Origin of the sequence: Actinokineospora iranica (assembly GCF_900101685.1) — a bacterium.
GTDB classification, from domain to species: domain Bacteria; phylum Actinomycetota; class Actinomycetes; order Mycobacteriales; family Pseudonocardiaceae; genus Actinokineospora; species Actinokineospora iranica.
In genome coordinates this window covers 507,989-528,127 of record NZ_FMZZ01000002.1, presented here as the reverse complement: position 1 = coordinate 528,127, position 20,139 = coordinate 507,989, and the positions used below count along the sequence as shown (strand labels likewise).

Annotated in this window: 20 protein-coding genes; 10 read left to right on the top strand and 10 right to left on the bottom strand. The window is 72.9% G+C overall.

Translation table 11 applies throughout. The annotated features are described in order from the left end of the window. Positions 1-9 precede the first annotated feature (9 nt). Genes BLS56_RS07795 through BLS56_RS07780 form a run of 4 tightly spaced genes read left to right on the top strand, consistent with a single transcriptional unit; the run spans position 10 to position 3,755 of the window. Positions 10-561: a flavoprotein gene (locus BLS56_RS07795; RefSeq protein ID WP_091449227.1), complete on the top strand. Its 552-nt coding sequence runs from the start codon at positions 10-12 to the stop codon at positions 559-561. After that, positions 558-1,475, top strand: coding sequence for an ABC transporter ATP-binding protein (locus BLS56_RS07790; protein WP_091449226.1), 918 nt, complete (start codon positions 558-560; stop codon positions 1,473-1,475). Before BLS56_RS07795 ends, BLS56_RS07790 begins: the two co-directional genes overlap by 4 nt. A gap of 10 nt (positions 1,476-1,485) precedes the next feature. Next, positions 1,486-2,268 (top strand): ABC transporter permease, encoded by a 783-nt coding sequence (locus BLS56_RS07785; protein ID WP_091449225.1) that lies wholly within the window; start codon positions 1,486-1,488, stop codon positions 2,266-2,268. After that, complete coding sequence (locus BLS56_RS07780; protein ID WP_091449224.1) at positions 2,265-3,755, top strand: DUF6895 family protein; 1,491 nt, start codon at positions 2,265-2,267, stop codon at positions 3,753-3,755. Before BLS56_RS07785 ends, BLS56_RS07780 begins: the two co-directional genes overlap by 4 nt. A 9-nt stretch (positions 3,756-3,764) precedes the next feature. Here the strand turns inward: BLS56_RS07780 and BLS56_RS07775 are convergent, their stop codons facing one another. The 3 genes from BLS56_RS07775 to BLS56_RS07765 all read right to left on the bottom strand — a co-directional run bounded on the left by BLS56_RS07775 (position 3,765) and on the right by BLS56_RS07765 (position 6,162). Beyond that, positions 3,765-4,019 carry a hypothetical protein gene (locus tag BLS56_RS07775; protein ID WP_091449223.1) on the bottom strand — a complete coding sequence of 85 codons (255 nt, stop codon included), beginning with the start codon at positions 4,017-4,019 and terminating at the stop codon, positions 3,765-3,767. 90 nt (positions 4,020-4,109) lie between these two features. Beyond that, positions 4,110-4,592 carry a hypothetical protein gene (locus tag BLS56_RS07770; RefSeq protein WP_139190556.1) on the bottom strand — a complete coding sequence of 161 codons (483 nt, stop codon included), beginning with the start codon at positions 4,590-4,592 and terminating at the stop codon, positions 4,110-4,112. Positions 4,593-4,908: 316 nt separating this feature from the next. After that, positions 4,909-6,162, bottom strand: a complete 1,254-nt coding sequence (locus tag BLS56_RS07765) for a nucleotide sugar dehydrogenase (protein ID WP_091449221.1) — start codon at positions 6,160-6,162, stop codon at positions 4,909-4,911. A gap of 509 nt (positions 6,163-6,671) precedes the next feature. On the opposite strand from BLS56_RS07765, the gene BLS56_RS07760 reads away from it, so the two are divergent. Next, on the top strand, positions 6,672-7,208 hold the full coding sequence (locus BLS56_RS07760; protein WP_228771452.1) for an EF-hand domain-containing protein: 537 nt from the start codon (positions 6,672-6,674) through the stop codon (positions 7,206-7,208). 77 nt (positions 7,209-7,285) lie between these two features. On the opposite strand, the gene BLS56_RS07755 is transcribed toward BLS56_RS07760, so the two are convergent. Genes BLS56_RS07755 through BLS56_RS07725 form a run of 7 tightly spaced genes read right to left on the bottom strand, consistent with a single transcriptional unit; the run spans position 7,286 to position 14,335 of the window. Then, positions 7,286-8,593 (bottom strand): FAD-dependent monooxygenase family protein, encoded by a 1,308-nt coding sequence (locus BLS56_RS07755; protein ID WP_091449219.1) that lies wholly within the window; start codon positions 8,591-8,593, stop codon positions 7,286-7,288. Next, positions 8,590-8,991: a DUF6917 domain-containing protein gene (locus BLS56_RS07750; RefSeq protein ID WP_091449218.1), complete on the bottom strand. Its 402-nt coding sequence runs from the start codon at positions 8,989-8,991 to the stop codon at positions 8,590-8,592. Before BLS56_RS07750 ends, BLS56_RS07755 begins: the two co-directional genes overlap by 4 nt. Beyond that, positions 8,988-9,920: a Gfo/Idh/MocA family protein gene (locus tag BLS56_RS07745; protein ID WP_091449314.1), complete on the bottom strand. Its 933-nt coding sequence runs from the start codon at positions 9,918-9,920 to the stop codon at positions 8,988-8,990. The genes BLS56_RS07750 and BLS56_RS07745 overlap by 4 nt, the downstream gene beginning before the upstream one ends. Beyond that, entirely contained in the window at positions 9,920-11,131 is a 1,212-nt protein-coding gene (locus tag BLS56_RS07740) for an Ldh family oxidoreductase (protein ID WP_091449217.1), read from the bottom strand. The genes BLS56_RS07745 and BLS56_RS07740 overlap by 1 nt, the downstream gene beginning before the upstream one ends. A gap of 38 nt (positions 11,132-11,169) precedes the next feature. Next, the gene (locus BLS56_RS07735) at positions 11,170-12,489 is read right to left on the bottom strand and encodes a M20/M25/M40 family metallo-hydrolase (protein WP_407640493.1); all 1,320 of its coding nucleotides are present in this window, start codon (positions 12,487-12,489) and stop codon (positions 11,170-11,172) included. Continuing rightward, positions 12,486-13,334, bottom strand: a complete 849-nt coding sequence (locus tag BLS56_RS07730) for a sugar phosphate isomerase/epimerase family protein (RefSeq protein WP_091449216.1) — start codon at positions 13,332-13,334, stop codon at positions 12,486-12,488. Before BLS56_RS07730 ends, BLS56_RS07735 begins: the two co-directional genes overlap by 4 nt. After that, the gene (locus BLS56_RS07725; protein WP_091449215.1) at positions 13,331-14,335 is read right to left on the bottom strand and encodes a Gfo/Idh/MocA family oxidoreductase; all 1,005 of its coding nucleotides are present in this window, start codon (positions 14,333-14,335) and stop codon (positions 13,331-13,333) included. The genes BLS56_RS07730 and BLS56_RS07725 overlap by 4 nt, the downstream gene beginning before the upstream one ends. A 356-nt stretch (positions 14,336-14,691) precedes the next feature. Here BLS56_RS07725 and BLS56_RS07720 point away from each other — a divergent pair, with 356 nt between their 5' ends. From BLS56_RS07720 to BLS56_RS07700, 5 genes are read left to right on the top strand one after another with little or no spacing between them, the layout of a single operon-like run. Next, entirely contained in the window at positions 14,692-15,897 is a 1,206-nt protein-coding gene (locus BLS56_RS07720; RefSeq protein WP_091449214.1) for a DegT/DnrJ/EryC1/StrS family aminotransferase, read from the top strand. A gap of 8 nt (positions 15,898-15,905) precedes the next feature. After that, complete coding sequence (locus BLS56_RS07715) at positions 15,906-17,030, top strand: DegT/DnrJ/EryC1/StrS family aminotransferase (RefSeq protein WP_091449312.1); 1,125 nt, start codon at positions 15,906-15,908, stop codon at positions 17,028-17,030. Then, positions 17,030-17,983: a UbiA family prenyltransferase gene (locus BLS56_RS07710; protein WP_139190555.1), complete on the top strand. Its 954-nt coding sequence runs from the start codon at positions 17,030-17,032 to the stop codon at positions 17,981-17,983. The genes BLS56_RS07715 and BLS56_RS07710 overlap by 1 nt, the downstream gene beginning before the upstream one ends. After that, a complete protein-coding gene (locus BLS56_RS07705; RefSeq protein ID WP_091449213.1) occupies positions 17,980-19,305 on the top strand; it encodes an FAD-dependent oxidoreductase in 1,326 nt (441 codons plus the stop codon). Before BLS56_RS07710 ends, BLS56_RS07705 begins: the two co-directional genes overlap by 4 nt. Further along, a complete protein-coding gene (locus BLS56_RS07700; RefSeq protein WP_091449212.1) occupies positions 19,298-20,137 on the top strand; it encodes a methyltransferase domain-containing protein in 840 nt (279 codons plus the stop codon). The genes BLS56_RS07705 and BLS56_RS07700 overlap by 8 nt, the downstream gene beginning before the upstream one ends. Positions 20,138-20,139 lie beyond the last annotated feature (2 nt).

Below are 20,139 nucleotides of genomic sequence, written 5' to 3'. Positions count from 1 at the left end.
GGAACGGAGATGGCGCAGCCGCCCGAACGGTTGCTGGTCGGGGTGACCGGGTCGGTCGCCGCCTTCAGCCTGCCGGTGTACCTGCACGCTTTCCGGACGGCCGGGGTCAAACAGATTGTCGGGCTGCTCACCAGGTCCGCCGAGACGTTCGTTTCGCCCGGGGGGTTGCGCGCGCTGTGTGACCAGGTCTACACCGAGGCCGAGCAGGCGCGCAGCCACGTCGCGCTCGCCAGGTGGGCGCAGCGGGTGCTGGTGCTGCCCGCGACAGCGCACCTGCTGGGCTGCCTGGCGAACGGTCTCGCGCCAAGTGCGCTGACCAGCACCCTGCTGGCGGTGGAGCAGCCGATCACGGTCGCGCCCGCGATGAACGAGAGCATGTGGCGCAGGCCCGCCGTGCGGCGCAACGTGGCGACGCTGCGCGCGGACGGGCACCGGGTCGTCGAACCGGTGCCGGGCACCGCTTTCGAGGCGGCCAGTCGGGAGATCGTTTCCGCCCTGGTGCTGCCCGCGCCGGACGAGGTGCTCCGCGGGCTCTGCCTGGATTCCGGGGTGGACGCGTGATCCCCGCCATCCGGGTGACCGACCTTGTGGTGCGCCACGGCGACACCGTCGCGGTGAACGGCGTGTCGCTGTCTGTCGGCCCCGGGCGGATCGTGGCGCTGCTTGGCCCCAACGGCGCGGGCAAGTCCACGTTGCTCAGCGTGGTGACCACCGCCGCGGCCCCGGGCTCCGGCCGGGTCGAGGTGTTCGGGGTGGACACGGCGGTCGACCCGGTCCGGGCTCGCACGCACATCGGTGTGGTGTTCCAGGAGCAGACCCTCGACCAGGACCTCTCCGTGGAGCGCAACCTGTGGTTCCACGCCCGGCTGTTCGGCATGGGACGACCGGCCGCTCGCGAGCGGATCGATGAGGTTCTGCGCCAGTTCGGCCTGGCCGACCGGCGGCGCTCCCTGGTGCGGGAACTGTCCGGCGGGCTGGCTCGCCGGGTGGAGGTGGCCAGGGCCCTGCTGCACCGGCCGCGCCTGCTCGTGTTGGACGAGCCGACCAGCGGACTGGACCCCAGCGTCCGCCGCGCGCTCTGGAACGACCTGCGCGTGCTTCGCGCCGACCACGGCCTGACTGTGCTGTACGCGACGCACTATCTACAGGAGGCCGAGTTCGCAGACGAGGTCGTCATCGTCCACTCAGGACGGATCGCGCGGAACGGGTCGCCCGCCGAGCTGAAGGCTGGATTGACCGGCGCCGCCGCCCTTGTCGTCGCCACCGAGGACGACGACGCCGCGCTGGGACAACTGCGCGTGGCCGGTTTCGACGCCCGGATGGACGCGGCCGGGCTGGCGGTGTTCTGCGCGCGGCCTGAGCGGCACGTCGCCGAGGTCGCCAGGGCCATCACCGTGCCGGTCCGCACGATGTCCGTGCGCGAACCCTCGATGGACGACGTCTACTTCGCCACGACCGACGTGGTCGGGACCTGATGGGGGAGCCATGACGACACCGCGAACGCACACCTGGTCGGACTCCATGCGCGCCATCGCCGTTGTCGCGAGCCGGGACCTGCACCGGCAGACCCGGCACCCGGCCGCGCTCGCCGCACAGGCCGCGCAGATCGTGTTCTTCGTGCTGGTTTACGCCGTCGGGTTCGACGGCATGATCGGCACAGTGGGCTCGGTGCCGTTCAGCACCTTCGTGTTCCCCGGGATCGTCGCCATCCAGATCGTCACCGTCGGGGTCAGCTCCGGGCTCACCTACGCCTTCGACCGCGAGTTCGGCGCGCTGCGCGAGATGCTGGTGGCCCCGGTGCCCAGGTTGTGCCTGCCATTGGGCAAGGTCGCCGCCAGCGCGGTGTCCGCGGGCGCGCAGAGTGCGGTGCTGCTGCTGTTCGCTCCGTTGCTCCGTGTGCCACTCACCTTGTCAACCTTCGCCGCCGCCGTCCTTGGGTACACGCTGACCGGCGCGGTGTTCGGTCTGGCGGGCATCGCTTTGGCGACCGTTGTCCCACAGGTCACGACGTTGCAGTCGGTGGTCCAGATGGCCATGTACCCGCTGCTGTTCCTGTCCGGGTCGGTCTTCCGGCCGGAGTCTGGCCCGAGCTGGCTGGCCTGGGCGGTGTGGGCGAACCCCATGACCTACGCGGTCGACGGCATTCGCCAAGTCCTCATCGACGCGCCGGGGTCGGTTCCGCTGTGGGTCGACGCCGGTGTCGTCGGTGGACTGGCCTTGGCGCTCGTCTGGTTCCTGGGCAGGCGGATCGGAGGGGGAGACCGGTGATCGACGACGGGTTCCGCGGTTTGGTGCAGGGTTTTCCGGTCTGGCAGCAGAATGAGGCGCCCGACCACGTGCCCCGGGGGGACCCGCTCAGCGCCGCGCTGGGCTGGCTGGCCGACAACGCGGAGTTCTTCGACCCGCCATGCTGGGAGCGGCACTTGCCCAAGCGCCCGTTTCCTTCCGCGCCGCTGCTGGAACTGCTCCAGCTCTGCCACGTACTGGCGCGGCGCCAGGACGGGGTGGGCCGGGAGGTCACCGAACGGGCGGTGCGGATCACCCAGCGCGTGCTGGAGCGGCCGTCGTTCGCCGCCGGGCTCTACCGGGCTGATGGCATGTTCACTTACCACGTCTGGTTTCTCGCTCTGGCCGAGCGACTGGGCGTGCCCGTGCCCCCGTTGCGCCGCGCGGCACAGGGCCTGCTCGACGCGGGCGCCCGACCCACGGCATCCGGGGTGGGCGCGCTGGAGTTGCGCCACGCGGCCGACCTCGGCGGGTTCGCGGCCGCTCACCTGCCGGACCGGGCGTGGCTGGCGCGGCACTGGCTCGACGGCCAGCACCTCGACGCCTTTCGGCTCAACGACGTCGAGTGCTACGGCATCACGCATGCCGCTTTTTATGCCACAGGCTTCGGAGCGGCACCCTGCCCGGTGGACCTCACTGTCCTCAATGGACCCGTGGAGCTCCTGGCCGGGGCCTACCTGGCTGCGGGAAACCTCGACTTGGGCGCGGAACTCGTCGCCACCAGCCTGCTGGCAGGCGGCACCACGGCATTCACCCGCGCCGCTTGGCGTCGGATCCGCGGCGCACAGCACGAGGACGGCGCCGTGCCCGGGCCGCTGTATCGGGCCGCGGATGCGGCGCGCACGACCGGTGACACGACTCGGGCCTACCGGTTCGGCACCTGCTACCACACGACCATCGCGTTCGCGCTGACAGCCGCACTGTTTCACGAGACGGAGGTGCCGGAGACCGCACTCGGGAATGTGGCAGGCGCAGCAGAGGCGGAAACGCCTGATATCACGCGCTTCGCGGTGACGGCGTTGAGCAGCGGCGCGGGGTGGTGGTCACCCCCGCCACGCGCTGGCGAAGCGGTTCGCCAGGCGAGCCCGCCTCCGGGGCTGCCGCTGCCCGGAAACCCGGCGGCGCTGCGGGAGATCGCCGTGCGAGCGGGGGCGGCGGACGGAACCGCCCGGCAGACCTGGTCAGCGGTCGTGGACCAGGGCATCGTGATCGCGGTGCGCCGCGGCGATCTGGATCTGCTGGCCTGCTTCCTGGTCGCCGCCGCTGAACTCGATCTGCTGGCCCATTCGGTGCCCGCGGCCGCAGTGGCGTACCTGGCCGCTCAACAACAACCGGATGGCGGATTCGGTGTGCCTGCCGCCGATGTTGATCCCTTGGCGCACGAACCTGTCCGCACGCGGCTCACCGCCACGTGCCTCGACGCCTTCGCCGCTGTCCTGAGCGCGGCGAGGCGGCACGTCACCGAGTGACTCACGGGGTCAGCGGCGCTCGTGGTCCCGGACCGCGACGCAGGCGTCCAGAAACTCCAGCGGGCCCACCTCACGCAGCCACTGGTAGTTGTAGACGTGTTGGGAGACCGGATCGTCTTCCCGCAGGAACCACTTGACCTCGACGTCCTGCCAGTGCGGTCCGGTGATGATCCCCGGTGCGCCTTCGACCAGGTCGACGCCGGTCGTCCCGTCCGGAGGCGCCCAGCGGACGTACGCCCCGGCTCGCAGGTCCTGTCGCTCCATACGACTCCTTTCCGGTCTGAGGAACGCGCGGTGGGAGCGGGCGCCGCTGGATGCCGTCGTGCCCATCCAGCGGCGCCTCACCACGGCAGATTACTGCTGGCCGCACTCGTCCCACGAGCCCGCGGAACCGCTATCCCACTCCGGGTACGCGGTGATCACACCGTTCATGCCCGCTATCACCTTGGCGGAACGCCCCGGAGCCCACTGGAAGCGCCACTCGCGCTTGCCGTCGTAGGCCCGGAAGGTGCCACGGTCCAGAACGTTTCGCATGCACTCGAGGGTGACGTCCCAGTTGTCGACGTTGTGCTTCAACTCGATGTGCACCGCGCCGTAGGTCTGACCGTTGCCACACAGCAGTTCCTCGTTCGCGAACCCGCCCTGCACGCCCGCGAAGTAGTCGTCGAGCCGGTCTCCCGGCACGCTGGCGCTGTCCGGCCCCACGTTGAACGCCTGGCACTGCCGCACGGCCGCCGTGCTCTGCTGCGCCTCCGCCGAGGCGGGCGCGGTGAACGTCGCAAGTCCGGCGACCAACGCCGCGGCGGCCACCGCGAGCTTCGTTCCGATACTCCTCATCAAAATCCTCCCGGTGATGATGTGGATTCCTTCAGGTCATTTCCAGACAAGTACGTTCAGCACCGATCCGGAAGGCAGAGCCCGGTTTTTGGCAGAGCCGGCAGTCCGTCGTCGCTCAGGCGCACAGCAGGGCGACTCGCCAACCCCCTGTTCAGGAACGTGTGCCATGGCAGGTTCGTCCTGCCCGGCCGTCGAATCGTGGGCAGGTGGGCGGATAGGGGGCTCAGCTTGTGAGCGGTGCTTGGCCGCACGTGTACGGCTCGGCGCCACCCACCTACTTCGCCGTTTGGCGTGACCCCGGCCTGTGCTGGGATAGTTACAGGCGTTCCACGCGGTCGCCGTCCATGCGGCCCTGGGTGTCGAAGACCGCGCGGGCGGTGCGGGCGACCATGCCGAGGTCGAAGGTGCGGTGCGGTTGCAGCAGCACCACCAGGTCCGCCGCGGCCACCGCACGCTCCACTTCGGACTCCGCGGGCACCGCCTCGCCGTCCACGGTGAAGGTGGGCGCGTGCGGGTCGTGGTAGGCGACCTGGACGCCGAAGGCGCGCAGTTGGCGGACGACGCCGATCGCCGGTGACTGGCGCTGGTCGCTGACGTCGGCCTTGTACGTCACGCCGAGCAGCAGCACCCGGGCGCCGTAGACCGGGCCGCCCTCGCGGATCAGGATGTCGCGGGCGCGGCGCGCGACGTAGCCGGGCATACCCGCGTTGACTTCCTGCGCCGTGGTGACCATCGAGCAGGGCAGCCCCTCGGCGCGGGCGCGGTTGGCCAGGTAGCGCGGGTCGACCGGGATGCAGTGGCCGCCGACGCCGGGGCCGGGGGAGAACGACGCGAAGCCGAACGGCTTGGTCGCCGAGCAGCGCAGCACGTCCCACACGTCGACGCCGACGCGGTCGCAGAAGACGGCCAACTCGTTGACCAGGGCGATGTTCACCAGGCGGTAGCTGTTCTCCAGCAGCTTGGCCGTCTCCGCCTCGCGCAGCCCGGCCGCGACCACCACCGAGTCGACCAGGTCCTCGTAGAACGCCTCGCATCGCTTGGCGCACACCGAAGTCAGCCCGCTGACGACCTTCGGGGTGTTCTCCAGCGCGTACTCGTCGTTGCCCGGGTCGATGCGCTCGGGGGAGTAGGCGAGGTTGAAGTCGACGCCGGGCACGAGCCCGTTCGCGGCCAGGATGGGCGCCAGCACCTCCTCTGTCGTGCCCGGGTAACTGGTGGACTCCAGCACCACCAGGGTGCCCGCGCGCAGGTGCTCGCCGACCGCCCGGCCCGCGGCCAGCACCGCCCGCAGGTCGGGTTCGCCGTCGACCAGGCCGGTCGGCACGCAGATCACCACCGTGTCCGCGGTGGCCACCGCGGTGAACCCGGTGTCGACGGTGAAACCCTGCCGCAGCATGGCTCTGATGTGTCTGTCCGCGGTGCCGTGCACGTGCGAGCGGCCTGCCCGCAGCCCCTCGACCACGGCGGGGTCCGTGTCGACGCCGACCACCGTGAGCCCGGCCGCGCAGGCGCGGGCAGCCAGCGGCAGCCCGACATAGCCGAGCCCGACGACCACCAGGTCGGCGGACACCGCGCGCTGTTGCTTCCTCCGGTGGGGCACGGGCTCAGACGCGGCTGCCGACGGCGCCGACGCGCGTGCCGCGACCGGACCTCGGCCCGCTCCGGCCCCGGCGCGGCCGTCCCGAGTCGGCATCGTTGGTGACGATGCGCGACTCCAGCGGCGGAGCGGTGCAGCCTTCCGGGTTATGCATGACGATTTCCCCTCGCGGATTCGGACCTGTGAGACACATGTTGGTCATTTCGGGGGAACGTCGCAGTCGCTGAGTCGGGTATCTATTTTCACCCTATCGGTCAGTGGCGAGTAGCGTCCGATATCCCTATCGTGCGCGGGGTCCGCGAGATCGGCGCACGGCAGCCACCGCGGCGTGCGCTCGATTACAGTCGCCACGATAGGTGGTATTGGGATACACCCGAAAAGGGAAGCGTGGAACGCGTCGGACAGGTATCGGTCGTTGCTACCGTCGATCACGGAGCTGCTCGAAGGGGTGGCGCGCCACCAGAATGCGAAGGAGCATGGTTGTGACCGCTAGCGTCCAGGACAGTCGCCTGAAGCGTCGCTTTGAACTCTGGGATTCCAATGGGGACGGCACGATCGACCGATCGGATTACGAAACCGAGTCGCGGCGAATCCTCCAGGCATTCGGCGAGCCGGAGACCTCGGCCAAGGGGCGGGCGCTGATGTCGGCGTACCTGGGCCTGTGGGACAAGCTGGCCAAGGTGACCGGCGTCGACGCGGCGGGCGGGGTGAGCATCGACCAGTTCGTCGAGGCCTCCGAGCGCGAGCTGATCGACGGCGGCGACGCGGGCTTCGACCGCAACCTGCGCCCGACCATCGAGGCGATCGTCGACCTGTGCGACACCGACGGCGACGGCGAGGTCAGCCTGCCGGAGTTCCACCGCTGGATGCGGGCGGTCGGTGTGGACGAGCGCCAGGCGGACGAGGCTTTCCACGACCTCGACACCGACGGCAGCGGGCACCTGTCGGTGGCGGAGCTGGTGGACGCGGTTCGCGACTACCACCAGGGCAAGAACGACATCCCGTTGCTCGGGCGCTGACCAGCGCCGCCGAAACCCCCTGACCAGACGCTGCCCTGGGGCGATCCCCCAGGGCAGCGGTACGTCCGGCGATCACCTCACCCTCGCCCCGACGCCGGGGTGAGGGTGGCCAGCAGCGCCCGGCCCAGCAGGGCCGGGCGCCGGAGTTCGGCCGGATGCGCGCGCATGTTGACGACATCGGCGAACCGGCGGGCGACGACGGGATCGGTCATCGCGGCCCGGTCGATCGCGCCGCTGAGCACCCGCAGCATCCGGTGGCCGCGGGGGCGCTGCCCGGTGACGTGCGGGAGCCGGAAGTCCTCGATGACGCTGGTCTGCCACGCCGCGTCCACGAGGACCTTCACGCGGCGGAAATAGCCGTGCGCGTCCTCGTCGGTCCGCAGCCACGCGCCGAGGGCGGAGGCGTGCAGCGCCGCGGAGGGGACGCCCTGGCCGTAGATCGGGTTGAAGGACGCCACCGCGTCGCCCACCGGCACGACGCCCGCCGGGAAGCGGGTGAGCTCGTGGAAGTCGCGGCGGATGCTGTGCGGGAAGCGGTAAGCCGAGACCGGGCCCGCTGGGACGCATTCCTCGACCAGCGCGCGGAACGCCGCGGCCGGTTCGCGCAGGCAGCGGGTGGTGAACTCCTCCGGGTCGCGGTTCGGGCGGTCGGCGCCGTAGCCGGAGACCGTGCAGATCCAGCGGTCCCGGCTGATCGGCGCGACACAGCTGACCCCGGGGGCGGCCCAGTTCGCGGAGCGGGCCGAGTGGACGGCCAGCAGGTCGTCCAGGCGCTGCCCCGGATAGCGGTGGTAGAGGGTGGTCGCGTAGCCGAGGTCCAGGTTCAGCCTGCGCTTGGGCGGCGGCGGGTAGTCCAGCCGCACCAGCCAGTCGGAAAGGCGGGACGACCGGCCGGTGGCGTCGACAACCAGGTCGGTGTCGGTGATGTGCTCGCCCGAGGCGAGCCGGACGCCGGTGACCCGGCCGGGAAACGCGCACAGCCCGACCACGCGGTCACCGGACAGGCGGATGTTCGGCAGGGCCAGGACCGCGCGGCGGATGTGCCACTCCAGCAGCGGCCGGTGCACCGGCAGCAAGCGGTCCCCGGGAATCGGCGGGCGCATCCGGCCGTCGGTGAACATCCGGCCGTCGGCGCCGGCGGCCAGCGGAACCGCGCCGTCGGCCACCAGGTCGCCCAGCAGGGTCGGGAACCAGTGCGACAGCAGGTGCTGGGCCATGCCGAGCAGGATGTGGAACTGGTCGCCGTGCGCGGCTCCGGCGCGGTGGGCCGGGCCCGCGGGCAGCGTGTCCGGCTCGACGATGACGATCTCGTCGGCGAACTCGTGCAGCACGCGGGCCGCGAGCAGGCCCGCGAGGCTGCCGCCCGCGACGACCGCGAGCCTCACCGGGCTCCCGACTGGACGAAGTGGACAGACGACTCCGGTGCGAGGGCGATCTGCTCGCCGGTCACCGGGGACTCGCGGCGGATCAGAATGTTGTAGTGGTTGGGAAAGTGGCAGGCGTCGAAGCCGAGGACCGTGCCGACCACCCGGTCGCCGATGCGGACCTCGTCGCCGCGGTCGATGACGCCGCCGTGCGAGATCTCGGCGAAGCCGAGGAAGCCCACGCGATCGATGCTCTGATCGGTCTCGGTGTGGTCGGTCGTCACCAACTCGTGCACCTCGCCCTGGCGCACGCACCGGCTGGCGAATTCCTCCAACCGCATCCCGCGGTCCTCGCGGCGGTGCACCAGCACCTTCACCAGCACCCCGGACACCGCCCGCTTGTCACCGTTCTCGATCATCCTCGGCCTTCCCCGATCAGCGCCGCCCGCGGGTTGTTGTCCGCCGCGCGGTACGTCGCGTCCACCAATGCCAGCGCCGCCAACCCCTCCCGGTCTATCCCGCCGGTGTGGATGGCGGACGCGAAGTCGCGCAGCACGCCCGCGTACTCGTGCCACAGCGACTGCTTGAACCCGGCGAACCCGGCCAGCAGGTCCGCGCGCCGCAGCCCGCCGTCGGCGAGCCGGACCTCGACGTCCTTGACCTCGCCGGGGTAGCTCCAGTCCAGTTCCACCCGCGCCAGGGCGCCGCCCGCGTTCTCCAGGTCCACCACCGCCTGCCGGTCCACGCCGGTGTCGTCGCGGTGGATCTCGGCGCGGGCCACTTGCAGCGGCCCGAGGAACAGGCTCGCCAGGTCGTAGGCGTTGGGCCCGTTGTCGGCGACGCACCCGCCGCCGCAGCGCACCGGGTCGAGGTACCAGCGGTCGTCGCCGACGTGGTCCTCGATCCGCTCCAGGTAGCGCACCCGCACCGACTGCACCGGCACGCCGTGCGGCAGGTCGTCGAGCAGGGTCCGGACCCGCGCGTTGTAGCGGCGGTGGAACGAGGTGAACAGCACCGCGCCGCGCGTCGCGGCCAACTCGACCATGGCCAGCCCGTCGACCAGTCGGGTCGCCAGCGGCTTCTCCACGCACACCGGCAGCCCGGCGTCGAGCAGGTCCAGGCACACCCTGGCGTGCTGGTCGTTGGGCACGGTCACCACGACCGCGTCCAGCCCGCCCGCGGCGATCAGGTCGCGGTGGTCGCGCCAGCACGGCACCTCGTCGCGGTAGGGCGCGAGCGCTTCCGGCCGCACGTCGCACACCGCGCCCAGCCGCAGCGGGCCGCTCTCGCGCAGCGCGGCGAGGTAGAACCGGGAGATCACGCCGAGCCCGATCACGCCGATGCGCATCAGCACGCTCCCGGCAGGCGCAGGTTCAGCCGGTCGGCGACGGCGCCGAGTTCGGCGTGCAGCGCCGCGCTGAGCGGCACCCCGTACCGGCGGGCCTCCTCGGCGTGCCGGGCCTCGGGCACCCCGGGGTAGGCGACCGTCCCGCCCGGCTCGACGGGCGGGCAGCCCAGCAGCGACCCGAACAGCGCCCCGGCGTCGTAGTGGTAGCTGTCGGGGTCCCGCAGGGCGGCGGGGGCGACGGCGAGCACGAGGTAGCCGATATCGTCATCCGCTGATCTGCGCGCGAGGTTTGCGGTTGCGCCGCAGGCGTTTCCGTCGCCTGGCACACCCGAGGCGTCGGCGGCGCGGCTGGCGTGCCGTCCGGTGCCGCCCGCGGGGCGGGTGCCGGTGAGGGCGGCGGGGGACGGGCCGAGGCCGGAGCCGGGGACGAGGGCGGCCAGCACCTCCACCATCAGCCCGAGCCCGAATCCCTTGTACTCGCCCGAACCCGGCGCGCCCAACCAGGTCAGGTGCGCCTCGCCGCGGTCGAAGCGGGTGGGGTCGGTGACCGGGGCGCCGCGGTCGTCGGCGAGCCAGCCTGCCGGAATGTCCCGGCCAGCGCGGGCGGCCGCGCGGACCTTGCCGGTGGGCACCGCCGTGGTGCTCATGTCCAGCACGAACGGCGGGTGCTCGCCTGCGGGGGCGGCGACGCTGAGCGGGTTGGTCCCCAGCATCGGCACCAGCCCGCCCGGCGGCCGGGCGATCCGCTGGTGTCCGCAGTTCGACGCGACCACGCCGATCATGCCGCGCGCCACGGCGCGCAGCGCGTGGAAGCCCGCGCAGCCGAAGTGCGTCCCGCCGCGCACGGACACCAGGCCGATGCCGTGCTCGGCGGCCCGGCCGGCGGCGAGGTCCATGGCCTCGGCCGCGAGCCACAGCCCGAGCGCGCCGCGGCCGTCGAGCAGGACCGACGCGCCGCGGTCGGCCAGGACGCGCGGCTCGGTCTCGGCGCTTCCCCGGCCGGAGGCCAGCAGCGGCAGGTAGATCCGGGTCAGGTTCACCAGCCCGTGGGACGTGGTGCCGGTGATGTCGCCGTGGCACAGGGCTTCCGCCGCGGTCCGCGCCCGCGCCCTGGTCGCGCCGTGCGCGGCGAACACGGCGGCGGTGAAGCCGAGCAGGTCGTCATGCGGGACGCGCACCCGGGTGCGTGGGGCGGTGTCCAGGTCGGTCATGGGTGAGCCGTTCTTGTCGGGCTGGCGGGTGGGATGGGTCAGCCGGGGGTGGCTGGTCTGCCGGGGGCGGCGCGGAACGCGAGCAGCAGCCGGGAAACCTGGTCGGCGAACGCGGCCAGGTCGGCGATGGCGACGAACTCGCCGTCCGCGTGCGCGTTGTTGGCGGCCAGGTCGCCGGGGCCGAGCACCGCGGTCGCGGCGGGCGCCCCGGCCAGCCAGATCGCGTCGCAGGTGAACGCGGGCTCGGTGGCGGGCCAGGCCGGGATGTCGGCAGCGGCCATCAGCGCGTCGAGCCACGGGTCGTCGCCCGCGAGCGCGGGCAGGTCGCGTTTGTCCCAGTGCACGCTGGTCACCGCGGCGGCGTCGGCCGCGGTGCGGGCCAGTTCGGGGACAGCGGCGAACGCGGCGCGGAACCGGTCGACGCCGGTGGCGACCGCGTGCTCCAGCCGCGCGGTCAGCCGCGCGCCTGCCGCTTCGTCGGCGTAGGCGAGGTTCACCAGCAGGTCGCCGGTGCCGTAGACGCGGTTGTGCAGGTTCCCGGTGTGCAGGCCCGCGACGCACGCGTGGCCGCCGCCGTCGCCGGTCAACTCGGCGGCGAGGTGCTGGGCGAGGTAGCCGAGCAGCACGGTCGCGTTGTGGCCGTCGCCTGGCCGGTCGTCGATGGCGCCGCGGCCAGCAACCCGGACGCGGGCGGTGGCCGACGCGGTGGCCCGCGGCAGGTAGCGCAGGCCGGTCGGCTCGCAGAACACGTTGAGCTCGCCGACGAAACCGCTCTCCACCAACGGGCGCGTGCCGAATGTGCCCAGCGCGCCGCCCTCTTCGCCGGACACCGCCTGCACCAGGACCGACACCTCGGTCCCGATGGCCGGGTCGCGCCGGACAGCGTCGCGGATGCCCGCGAGCAGCGCGACCGCGGGCCCCTTGGCGTCGACCGCGCCGCGCCCGCGCACCACCGCGCCGTCGCGGCGGCCCGGCTCGTGGCAGGCGACGGTGTCCAGGTGGACGTTGAACATCACCGTGCGCGCCTGTGCCGGGCCGAGGCGCAGCACGAGATTCGGCTGGCAGTAGAGAAAACCCGGCCCGGCGGCTGCGCGCACGACCGTGGGCACCCCCGGCCGGTCCAGCACCGACCGGTCGGCCGGTTCGTGGTGCACCACGGTGAAACCGGTGGCGGCGCGCGCGTACTCCCGTTGCGCCTCCCACAGCCGCGCGGGTTCGTCGGTCTCCAGCGGGCCCGCGGTGGGCAGGTCGATCAGTCGCAGCAGCAGGTCGATGTCCGCGTCGGTCAGGAGAGTCCGGGGAGTCCGGGGAGTCCGGGCGTGCGAGGCGACGGCGGGCACGGCGGGCACAGTGGTCACGGCGCCGAGCCGACCCGGGTGAGCAGCCGCGCCAGCGCCCGCCCGGCCGCGACGAAACCCTCGGCGGCGCCGGTGCCCCCGTCGCCATCGTGCGGCCGCAGGCTCAGGTGCGGCTCGATCGACAACGCGCCCCGGTAACCATTGTCCGCCAAGACTTTCAAGCATCCCATCAGGTCGACCTCGCCTTCGCCCGGAAGTGTCCACACTGGACCGGCGAGGCCGTCCTTGATGTGCACGTGTTCGACATGCTCGGCCAGCACCGTGAGCTGGTCGAGCGCGGAGTAGCCGTAGGCGAGCCCGTTGCCGGTGTCGAACAGCAGCCGCAGCGCCGGGCTGTCCGCCTCTTCGAGCATCCGCAGCGTGTGCTCGGCGCCCTGGCCCGCCCAGCCCGCGCAGTTCTCGTGCAGCAGCACCAGATCCGCCTGCTCGGCGCGCAGCGCGAGCTCGCGCATCCGGCGCAGCACCCGCCGTTCCCACTCGTCGTCGTGCAGCCCGTCGTTCGGGTACGACATGACCCGCACGTACCGGGCGCCCAGCCGGGCGCAGCGGCGCTCAAGGGCGCGCAGCTGCGCGAGGTCGCGGCCGAAGTCGCCGGTGATCAGGGTGGACCAGTCGCCGATGGCGGAGTCGACGCACACCGTGCTGACGCCGTGCTCGGCGAGGGTGGCGGCCACCGCGTCGAACGCCGCGTCGTCCAGGTCGGCGATCCGCACGCCGTCCACGGTGCGCAACTCGATCGCCGACCACCCCAGCTCCGCGAGCGCGGCCACCTGGTCGGCCAGCGCCGGTCCCGCCTCGTCGCCGATCCCGGCCAACACGGGCGGTGCCAATGACTCGCGCCTCATGGGGCGGTCCCCACCGGGGCGGCCAGGTTTGCGAGCCGCTTCGCGTCGGCGATGAGCCCGACCACGGACGCGCCGATGGCGGGCTCGTCGAGCAGCGGCTCCTCGCAGGCGAAGTGCCGGTAGGCGCGGGCGATGAACGCGGCCAGCGCGTCGTCGCGGAACACCGAGTCGACCTGCCCGCCCTTGGTGCGCACGGAAAGCTGCGCGTAGTCGTCCGCGGAGCTGATCGGGTAGTGGCCGACGAGCGCGCCCGCGTCGAGGCCGACGGTGAGCCGACGCTCGCGCACCGGGGCGGTCAGGTCGGAGCGGATCTCGGTCAGCACCCCGTTCTCGTGCCGCAGCCGCAGCCACGCCCCGCCCATTCCGGGAAACACCGCGCCGCCGACGAGCATGTCCGCGCAGCCCGCCTCGGTCACCGCGGCCGGACCCGCCAGCAGCAGCGCGACCGACAGCGAGTGCGGCAGTTCGACGTCGAACGCCGACGGGTGGTCGTCGCCTGCGCACGTGCGGGCGAAGCGGGGTTTGCGTTGCTGGAAACTCAGCGACCGGACCGTGCCGAGCCTGCCGCCGTGCAGCACGCCGACGATCCGGGCGGTCAGCTCGCTGCACCGCCACTGGGCGACCGGCAGCAGGTCCAGCCCGGCCTGCTCGCGCAGCCGCAGCACGTCCCGAAGCTCGGTCTCGTCCATCGCCAGGGGTTTCTCCACCAGCACCCGGCGGAACCCCAGCTCGGCCAGTTCGGTGAGCGGGCGCAGCCGCGCGGTCGGGCCGGTGCACAGGTGCACGACCGTGCGGGCCGGGTCGAGCACGGTCGCGGCGTGCGCCAGCGAGCGGGCGACAAGGACGTCAGAGCGATCGGGGGCGTCAGCCAGGGCCGGGTCGAACACGACGATCGGCGGCCTGCCGAGCGCGCGACCGGTGCCGAAGCCGAGTCCGCGCAGCACCGGCAGGTGCAGCCCCGATCCCGATCGGCCCAGTCCCACGATGAGCGTGCCCAGCATGGGTCGTGCCTCCTGCGCGGCGGTTCGTCTCGGGTGAGGGTGGGCTGGTGAGGGAGAGAGGGGACGGGGTTGGCCCCCCGCTCGACCGCGCCAACCTTGGCCGCGCGGCCCACCAGTGTCAACGTGGGACGGGAACGGCCACACGACCGTGTGATCTTTTGTTTCCGTTGCGGTTCAACGGATGCGCCACGGCATAGGTTGGGCAGCGGGCCGAGTGGGGCCACCGTCGGGGAGTCGGCGTCAGTCGGCGTCGCCGCGACCACCGGGGTTCGCGGCGTCGTGACCCCACCGTGAATCCGCCGTGGGCCGCAGATGGCGGCCGTCGGCGCACGGTCACCGTCGGTGAAAGGACAGGCATGGAGCACGCCGCGACGCTCGCGGAGCCCGGCACGGCCACCCCATCCGGTGCGCGGGTGCCGTTTTTCACCCAGGCGGCCACCTTCGCCGCGCTGTGGCCCGAGATCGAGGCGAATGTCGCCGCCGTCGTCGAACGCGGCAAGTACTCCCACGGCCACGCGGTCGGCGAGTTCGAGGCCGCGCTTGGCCGGGTCGTCGACGCCGCGCACGTCGTCGGGGTCAACTCCGGCACCGACGCGCTGGTGCTGCTGCTGCGCGCGGCGGGCCTGGAGGCGGGCGACGAGGTGGTCGTGCCCGCGTTCAGCTTCGTGGCCTCGGCGTCCTCGGTGGTGCTCGCGGGCGGGCGGCCGGTGTTCGCCGACATCGACCCGGTCACCTACGCGCTCGACCCTGCCGCCGCCGCGGCCGCGGTCACCGCGCGCACCCGGATGCTCATGCCGGTGCACCTGTTCTGCCAGCTCGCCGACCTCGGGGCCGTCACCAGGCTCGCCGAGCGGCACGCGCTGACCGTGGTCGAGGACAGCGCGGAGGCCATCGGGATGCGCTGGGACGGCACGCACGCGGGCCTGCACGGCGCGGGCGGGGTGCTGTCGTTCTTCCCGACCAAGACCCTCGGCGCGCTCGGCGACGCGGGCGCGGTCATCACCAACGACGACCGGATCGCCGAGACCGCGGCCGCGCTGCGCCACCACGGCCGGTTCGGGCACACCCTCGACCACTTCCCCGGCATCGGCAACGAGACCGTGCTCCCGGGCCTGAACAGCAAGATGGACGACGTCCAGGCCGCCGTGCTGCTGGCCAAGCTGGGCAGGCTCGACGCCGACATCGCCCGCCGTGCGGCGCTGGCTGGCGCCTACACCGAGCGCCTGCGCGGCTGTCCAGGGGTGCGCAGGCTGCCGACCGTGGTCGAGCGCGAGGCCGAGACGAACCCGGTGTTCTACGTCTACGCCGTCGAAGTGGAGCACCGCGACTCGTTAGTCGCCTATCTCGCCGCCCACCACGTGGGCACCGAGACCTACTACCCGGTCCCGCTGCACCGGCAGCCGTGCTTCGCCGATCTGGGCCACCGGCCCGGGGAGTTCCCGCACGCCGAGGCGGCCTGCGCGCGCACCGTCGCCCTGCCGCTCTACCCGGACCTCACCGAAGCGCAGGTCGACCGGGTGTGCGAGTTGATCAGAGCGTTCTACGGCGGGAGCCGGTCGTGACCGCGTCCATGCCCCGGCTGCCGTTCTTCCCGCCCGACCTGTTCGACGGCGAGCGCGACGTGGTGCTGGAGACCGTCCGCAGGGTCGGCCTCGCCGACGACCAGCGGTTCATCCTCGGCGAGCGCACCGCGGCGTTCGAGGAGGCGCTGCGGGTGAACACCGGGGCCGCGGACGTGGTGGCCTGCGGCAGCGGCACCGCCGCGCTGATGCTGGTGCTGCGCGCGATGGACATCGGGCCGGGCGACGAGGTCGTGGTGCCCGCCTTCGGCTGCGCGCCGCTGGCCGCGTCGGTGGTCAACGTCGGCGCCGTCCCGGTTTTCGTCGACGTGCACCCGTGGACGATGGTGGTCGAGCCCTACGAGGTCGAGGCGGCGATCACCGCGCGCACGGCGGCGATCATGCCCGCGCACATGTTCTCGGTGATGGCCGACATGCCCACCATGCGCGAACTCGCCCGCCGCCACGATGTGCGGCTGATCGAGGACTCGGCCGTGGCCCAGGGCGGGGTGCTGCGCGGATTGCAGGCAGGCCGCTGGGGCGAGGCAGGGGTGTTCTCCTTCGTGCAGGTCAAGACGTTCGGCTCGATCGGCGAGGGCGGCGCGGTCGTCACCGACGACCCGGAAATCGGCCGCCTGGCGCGGATGCTGCGCAACCACGGCCAGGACGGCAAGAACCGGTTCGTGCACCACCTGGTCGGCTACAACAGCCGGTTCGACGAGATCATGGCCGACTTCCAGCTGCACCGGCTGCCCGGCCTCGCCGCCCGGCTGGCGCGGCGCGCGGAGATCGCCGACTACTACACCGAGCGGTTCGCCGCGCTGGGCGACCGCGGCGTGCAGGCCCCGCCGCCCGGCCGCGAGGGCCGCTGCTTCTACGTGTACTCCCTGCTCGCCGACCGGCGCGACGAACTCAAGCGCCACCTCGCTTCCCGCGGCGTCGGCAGCCACGTCTACTACCCCGCGCCGCTGCCAGCGCAGCCCGCGTTCGCCCCCTACGCCAGACCCGGGCAGTACTGGCCGCACGCGGAGCTTGCCTGCGCCCGCACGCTCGCCCTGCCCCTGTATCCGCACCTGACCGACGCCCAGGTCGAGCACATCGCCGACGCGGTCTGCGATTTCCCCGGAGGACCCTGATGACCGCGACCCTGTCGCTGACCGCCGCGCCCGGCAGAGTCGGCGCCTACGCGCGCCTGGCCAAGCTCGACGTGTGGGACTACTACCTGGCGCTCCCGCTGGCCTGGTCGCTGGCCGGGGCCGCGGCCTGGTTCACCCCGGCGGTGCTGGGCACGCTCGCCGCGTTCGGTGTCGGCACGGTGTGCGTGGTGAGCGCGGCGGTCGCCTTCGACGACGTGACCGGGCACCGCGACGGCAGCGACGCGGCCAACTACGGCCCGGACGCCCCGGCCCGCAAACTCGCCCGCAAACCGCTGCTCACCGGGGAACTGGCCGAGGCGGACGCGATCCGCTTCGGCTGGGCCGCGGCGAGCGCGGGCGCGCTGCTGTGGGCGCTGGCGGCCGTGCTCGCGCCGTTCAGCGCGCTGTGGACGGTCGGGCTGCTGGCGCTGTGCCTGGTGACGGCGGTGCAGTACTCCTGGGGCGTGAAGCTGAGCTACCACGGCTGGCAGGAGGTCTTCCTCGCCGGGTTCGGCGTCGGGCTGGTGCTCGTCGGGGTCGGGCTGACCGCGGGCGCGCCGTCGGAGTTCGCCGTCGTCCAGTCCGTCCTTTTCGGACTCGGGCCGCTGCTGTTCGGTGTCTACTCCAACACCCGCGATGCCGACGGCGACGCCGCCGTCGGCCGCAAGACCGCGGCCGTCCTGCTTTCCCGGCAGGGGAACAAGGCGTTCATCGTCGCGCTCACCCTGGCCGAGATCGCCCTGATCGTCACGGCGGCCGGACTCGGCGCGGCGCCGTGGTGGTTCGCCATCGCCATGGCGCCCGCGGTCTTCCTGCGCGTCGCGCAGCTTCGGCGCGGCGTCGGCCTCGGCGACCTGCTGCGCGCCCGGCTGCTCGGCCTGTGGGCGCACCGGGCCACCGTCGCCACCCTGATCGCCATCAACCTGACCATCGCCCTGGGGGCACGTCCGTGAGTTCTGACCTGGATGTCGCCGTCGTCGGCGCCGGGGTGGCCGGGCTCGCCCTGGCCCACCGGCTGCGCGCGGCGGGCCGCGCGGTGCACGTCTTCGAGTCCGCCGAGCACGTCGGCGGCCGGATGGCGAGCCTGCGCCGCGACGGCTACCTGATCGACACCGGCGCGGAGATGATCGGCTCCTGCGGCTATCCGGCCATGTGGCGGCTGATCCGCGAGTTCGGAATGTCCGAAGTGGAGGTACCGGCGATCGGCGCGGACCTGGCGATGTGGCGGGAGGGCCGGGCCCACCCGCACGTCGGCGACCCGCGCGGCCTGCTGGCGGGCGCCGCGCTGTCGCGCGTGTCCCGGCTCGCCCTGGTCCGGCTCCTGGGCCTGGCGGCCCTGCGGCGCAAGGAATACGACACCGACGCGCCCGAAGCGACGCCGCTGGGCCACCGCGCCATCGCCGACGTCACCCGCGGCGACCTGCACGACTACCTGTTCCAGCCGCTGACCGGCGGGTTCTTCGGCTGGGACACCGAACGGGCCTGCGCGGGCCCGCTGCTCAGCCACCTGCTCGCGGTCGGGCCCACCAGCACGTTCCGCACCTTCCGCGACGGCATGGACGTGCTGGCGCGCAAACTCGCCGAGGGCGTCGAGATCAGCACCGGGGTCACCGTCGACGAGGTCGTCGCCACCGGGTCCGGCGCCCGCGTCTTCGCAGGCGGCGCGGTGGTGAACGCCCGCACGGTGGTGCTCGCCGTGCCTGCCCCGGTCGCAGCGGCGGTGCACGCGCAGGCCCCCGATTACGTGCGCGCCTGCGAGTTCCGGCCGATGATCAAGGTGATCTGCCTGCTGGGCAGGCCGGTCGCGCCTGCGGGCGGCGGACAGTCGTTCGCGCTGGCGGTCCCGACGGTGGAGAACCCGGAACTGGCGGGCATCGTGCTCGACGACCGCAAGCACCCCGGCCGGGTGCCGCCAGAGCGCGGCCTGGTCACCCTGGTCGCCGGTCCCTCGGTGTCGGCGGAGTTGCTGTCCGCCACCGACGGCGAGATCGCCGCCACCCTCACCGAGCAGGCCGAGCGCTACGTTCCCGGACTGGCCGACGCGCTGCGCGCGACCGTGGTCACCCGGTTCCGGCACGGCCTGCCGATGCCGACGCCCGCTGCCATGGCCGCGCGCCCCGACTTCGTCCGCCGCCCACCGTCCACTGTGGAGTACGCTGGCGACTGGTGGCTGCTGCGGCCGAGCAGCGAGGCCGCGGTCCGCTCGGCGGAACTGGTCGCCGAACGCCTGGCCGTCCCGAGGACCGCGGGCGTCTCGGCGGTGGCCCGTGGCTGACGCGGCCACCGGAATCGCGGCGACCGTGGAAACGAACGGAAGCGCGGGAAACACCGCGCAGTACGTGTTCGGCACCGCGTTCCAGCGCGAGGACGAACGGCTCAGCCTCGGCGAGCGGCTGTGGGACCCGGGAACGATCTCCCGGCTGTCCACGCTCGGCATCGGCCCCGGCTCGCGGTGCCTGGAGGTCGGCGCCGGCCGCGGCTCGATCGCCGCCTGGATGGCCGAGCGCGGCGCGGCCGTGACCGCGGTCGACATCGACACCTCCCGGCTCGACCGGCTGCGCGGCCTCGGGGTCGCGGTGTGCCAGGTGGACGTCCGCACCGGCGCCCTCCCGGTGGCCGCCTACGACGTCGTGCACGCCCGCCTGGTCGTGCAGCACCTCGGCGACCGGGCGGCGGCCGTGCGCGCGCTGTGCGCCGCGCTGCGCCCGGGCGGGCACCTGGTGCTGGAGGACACCGACACCGCGTCGCTGTTCAGCCACGCCGCCGGGCCGTTCCACCCGGAGGTCAAGCGCGCCGCCTACGCGGTCATGGTCGAGTCCGGCTACCACCCGCGCTGCGGCCTGCTCGACGTCGACCTGGTCACCGCGGCCGGACTGTCCGACGTGCGCGCCGACGGCCGCGCCGAGGTCGTGCGCGGCGGCACCCCGGAAAGCCGCTGGTTCGCCCTGTGGCTCGAACACCTGCGGCCCGCGATGCTCGCCGCGGTTAAGGAGTCCTCTGTGTCCGAAATGGACATAGACAGGGCGGTCGCCGACCTGGCCGACCCCCGGCACACCTGGCTTTCGCAGGTCATGGTCACCGTCATCGGCCGGAAGGACGTCCAATAGCC

Coding starts and splice junctions, on each gene's coding strand:
- BLS56_RS07795 (WP_091449227.1), top strand. CDS start 10: ATGGCGCAGCCGCCCGAACGGTTGCTGGTCGGGGTGACCGGGTCGGTC.
- BLS56_RS07785 (WP_091449225.1), top strand. CDS start 1,486: ATGACGACACCGCGAACGCACACCTGGTCGGACTCCATGCGCGCCATC.
- BLS56_RS07775 (WP_091449223.1), bottom strand. CDS start 4,019: ATGGAGCGACAGGACCTGCGAGCCGGGGCGTACGTCCGCTGGGCGCCT.
- BLS56_RS07770 (WP_139190556.1), bottom strand. CDS start 4,592: ATGAGGAGTATCGGAACGAAGCTCGCGGTGGCCGCCGCGGCGTTGGTC.
- BLS56_RS07750 (WP_091449218.1), bottom strand. CDS start 8,991: ATGATCGAGAACGGTGACAAGCGGGCGGTGTCCGGGGTGCTGGTGAAG.
- BLS56_RS07745 (WP_091449314.1), bottom strand. CDS start 9,920: ATGCGCATCGGCGTGATCGGGCTCGGCGTGATCTCCCGGTTCTACCTC.
- BLS56_RS07740 (WP_091449217.1), bottom strand. CDS start 11,131: ATGACCGACCTGGACACCGCCCCACGCACCCGGGTGCGCGTCCCGCAT.
- BLS56_RS07730 (WP_091449216.1), bottom strand. CDS start 13,334: ATGAGGCGCGAGTCATTGGCACCGCCCGTGTTGGCCGGGATCGGCGAC.
- BLS56_RS07725 (WP_091449215.1), bottom strand. CDS start 14,335: ATGCTGGGCACGCTCATCGTGGGACTGGGCCGATCGGGATCGGGGCTG.
- BLS56_RS07720 (WP_091449214.1), top strand. CDS start 14,692: ATGGAGCACGCCGCGACGCTCGCGGAGCCCGGCACGGCCACCCCATCC.
- BLS56_RS07715 (WP_091449312.1), top strand. CDS start 15,906: ATGCCCCGGCTGCCGTTCTTCCCGCCCGACCTGTTCGACGGCGAGCGC.
- BLS56_RS07710 (WP_139190555.1), top strand. CDS start 17,030: ATGACCGCGACCCTGTCGCTGACCGCCGCGCCCGGCAGAGTCGGCGCC.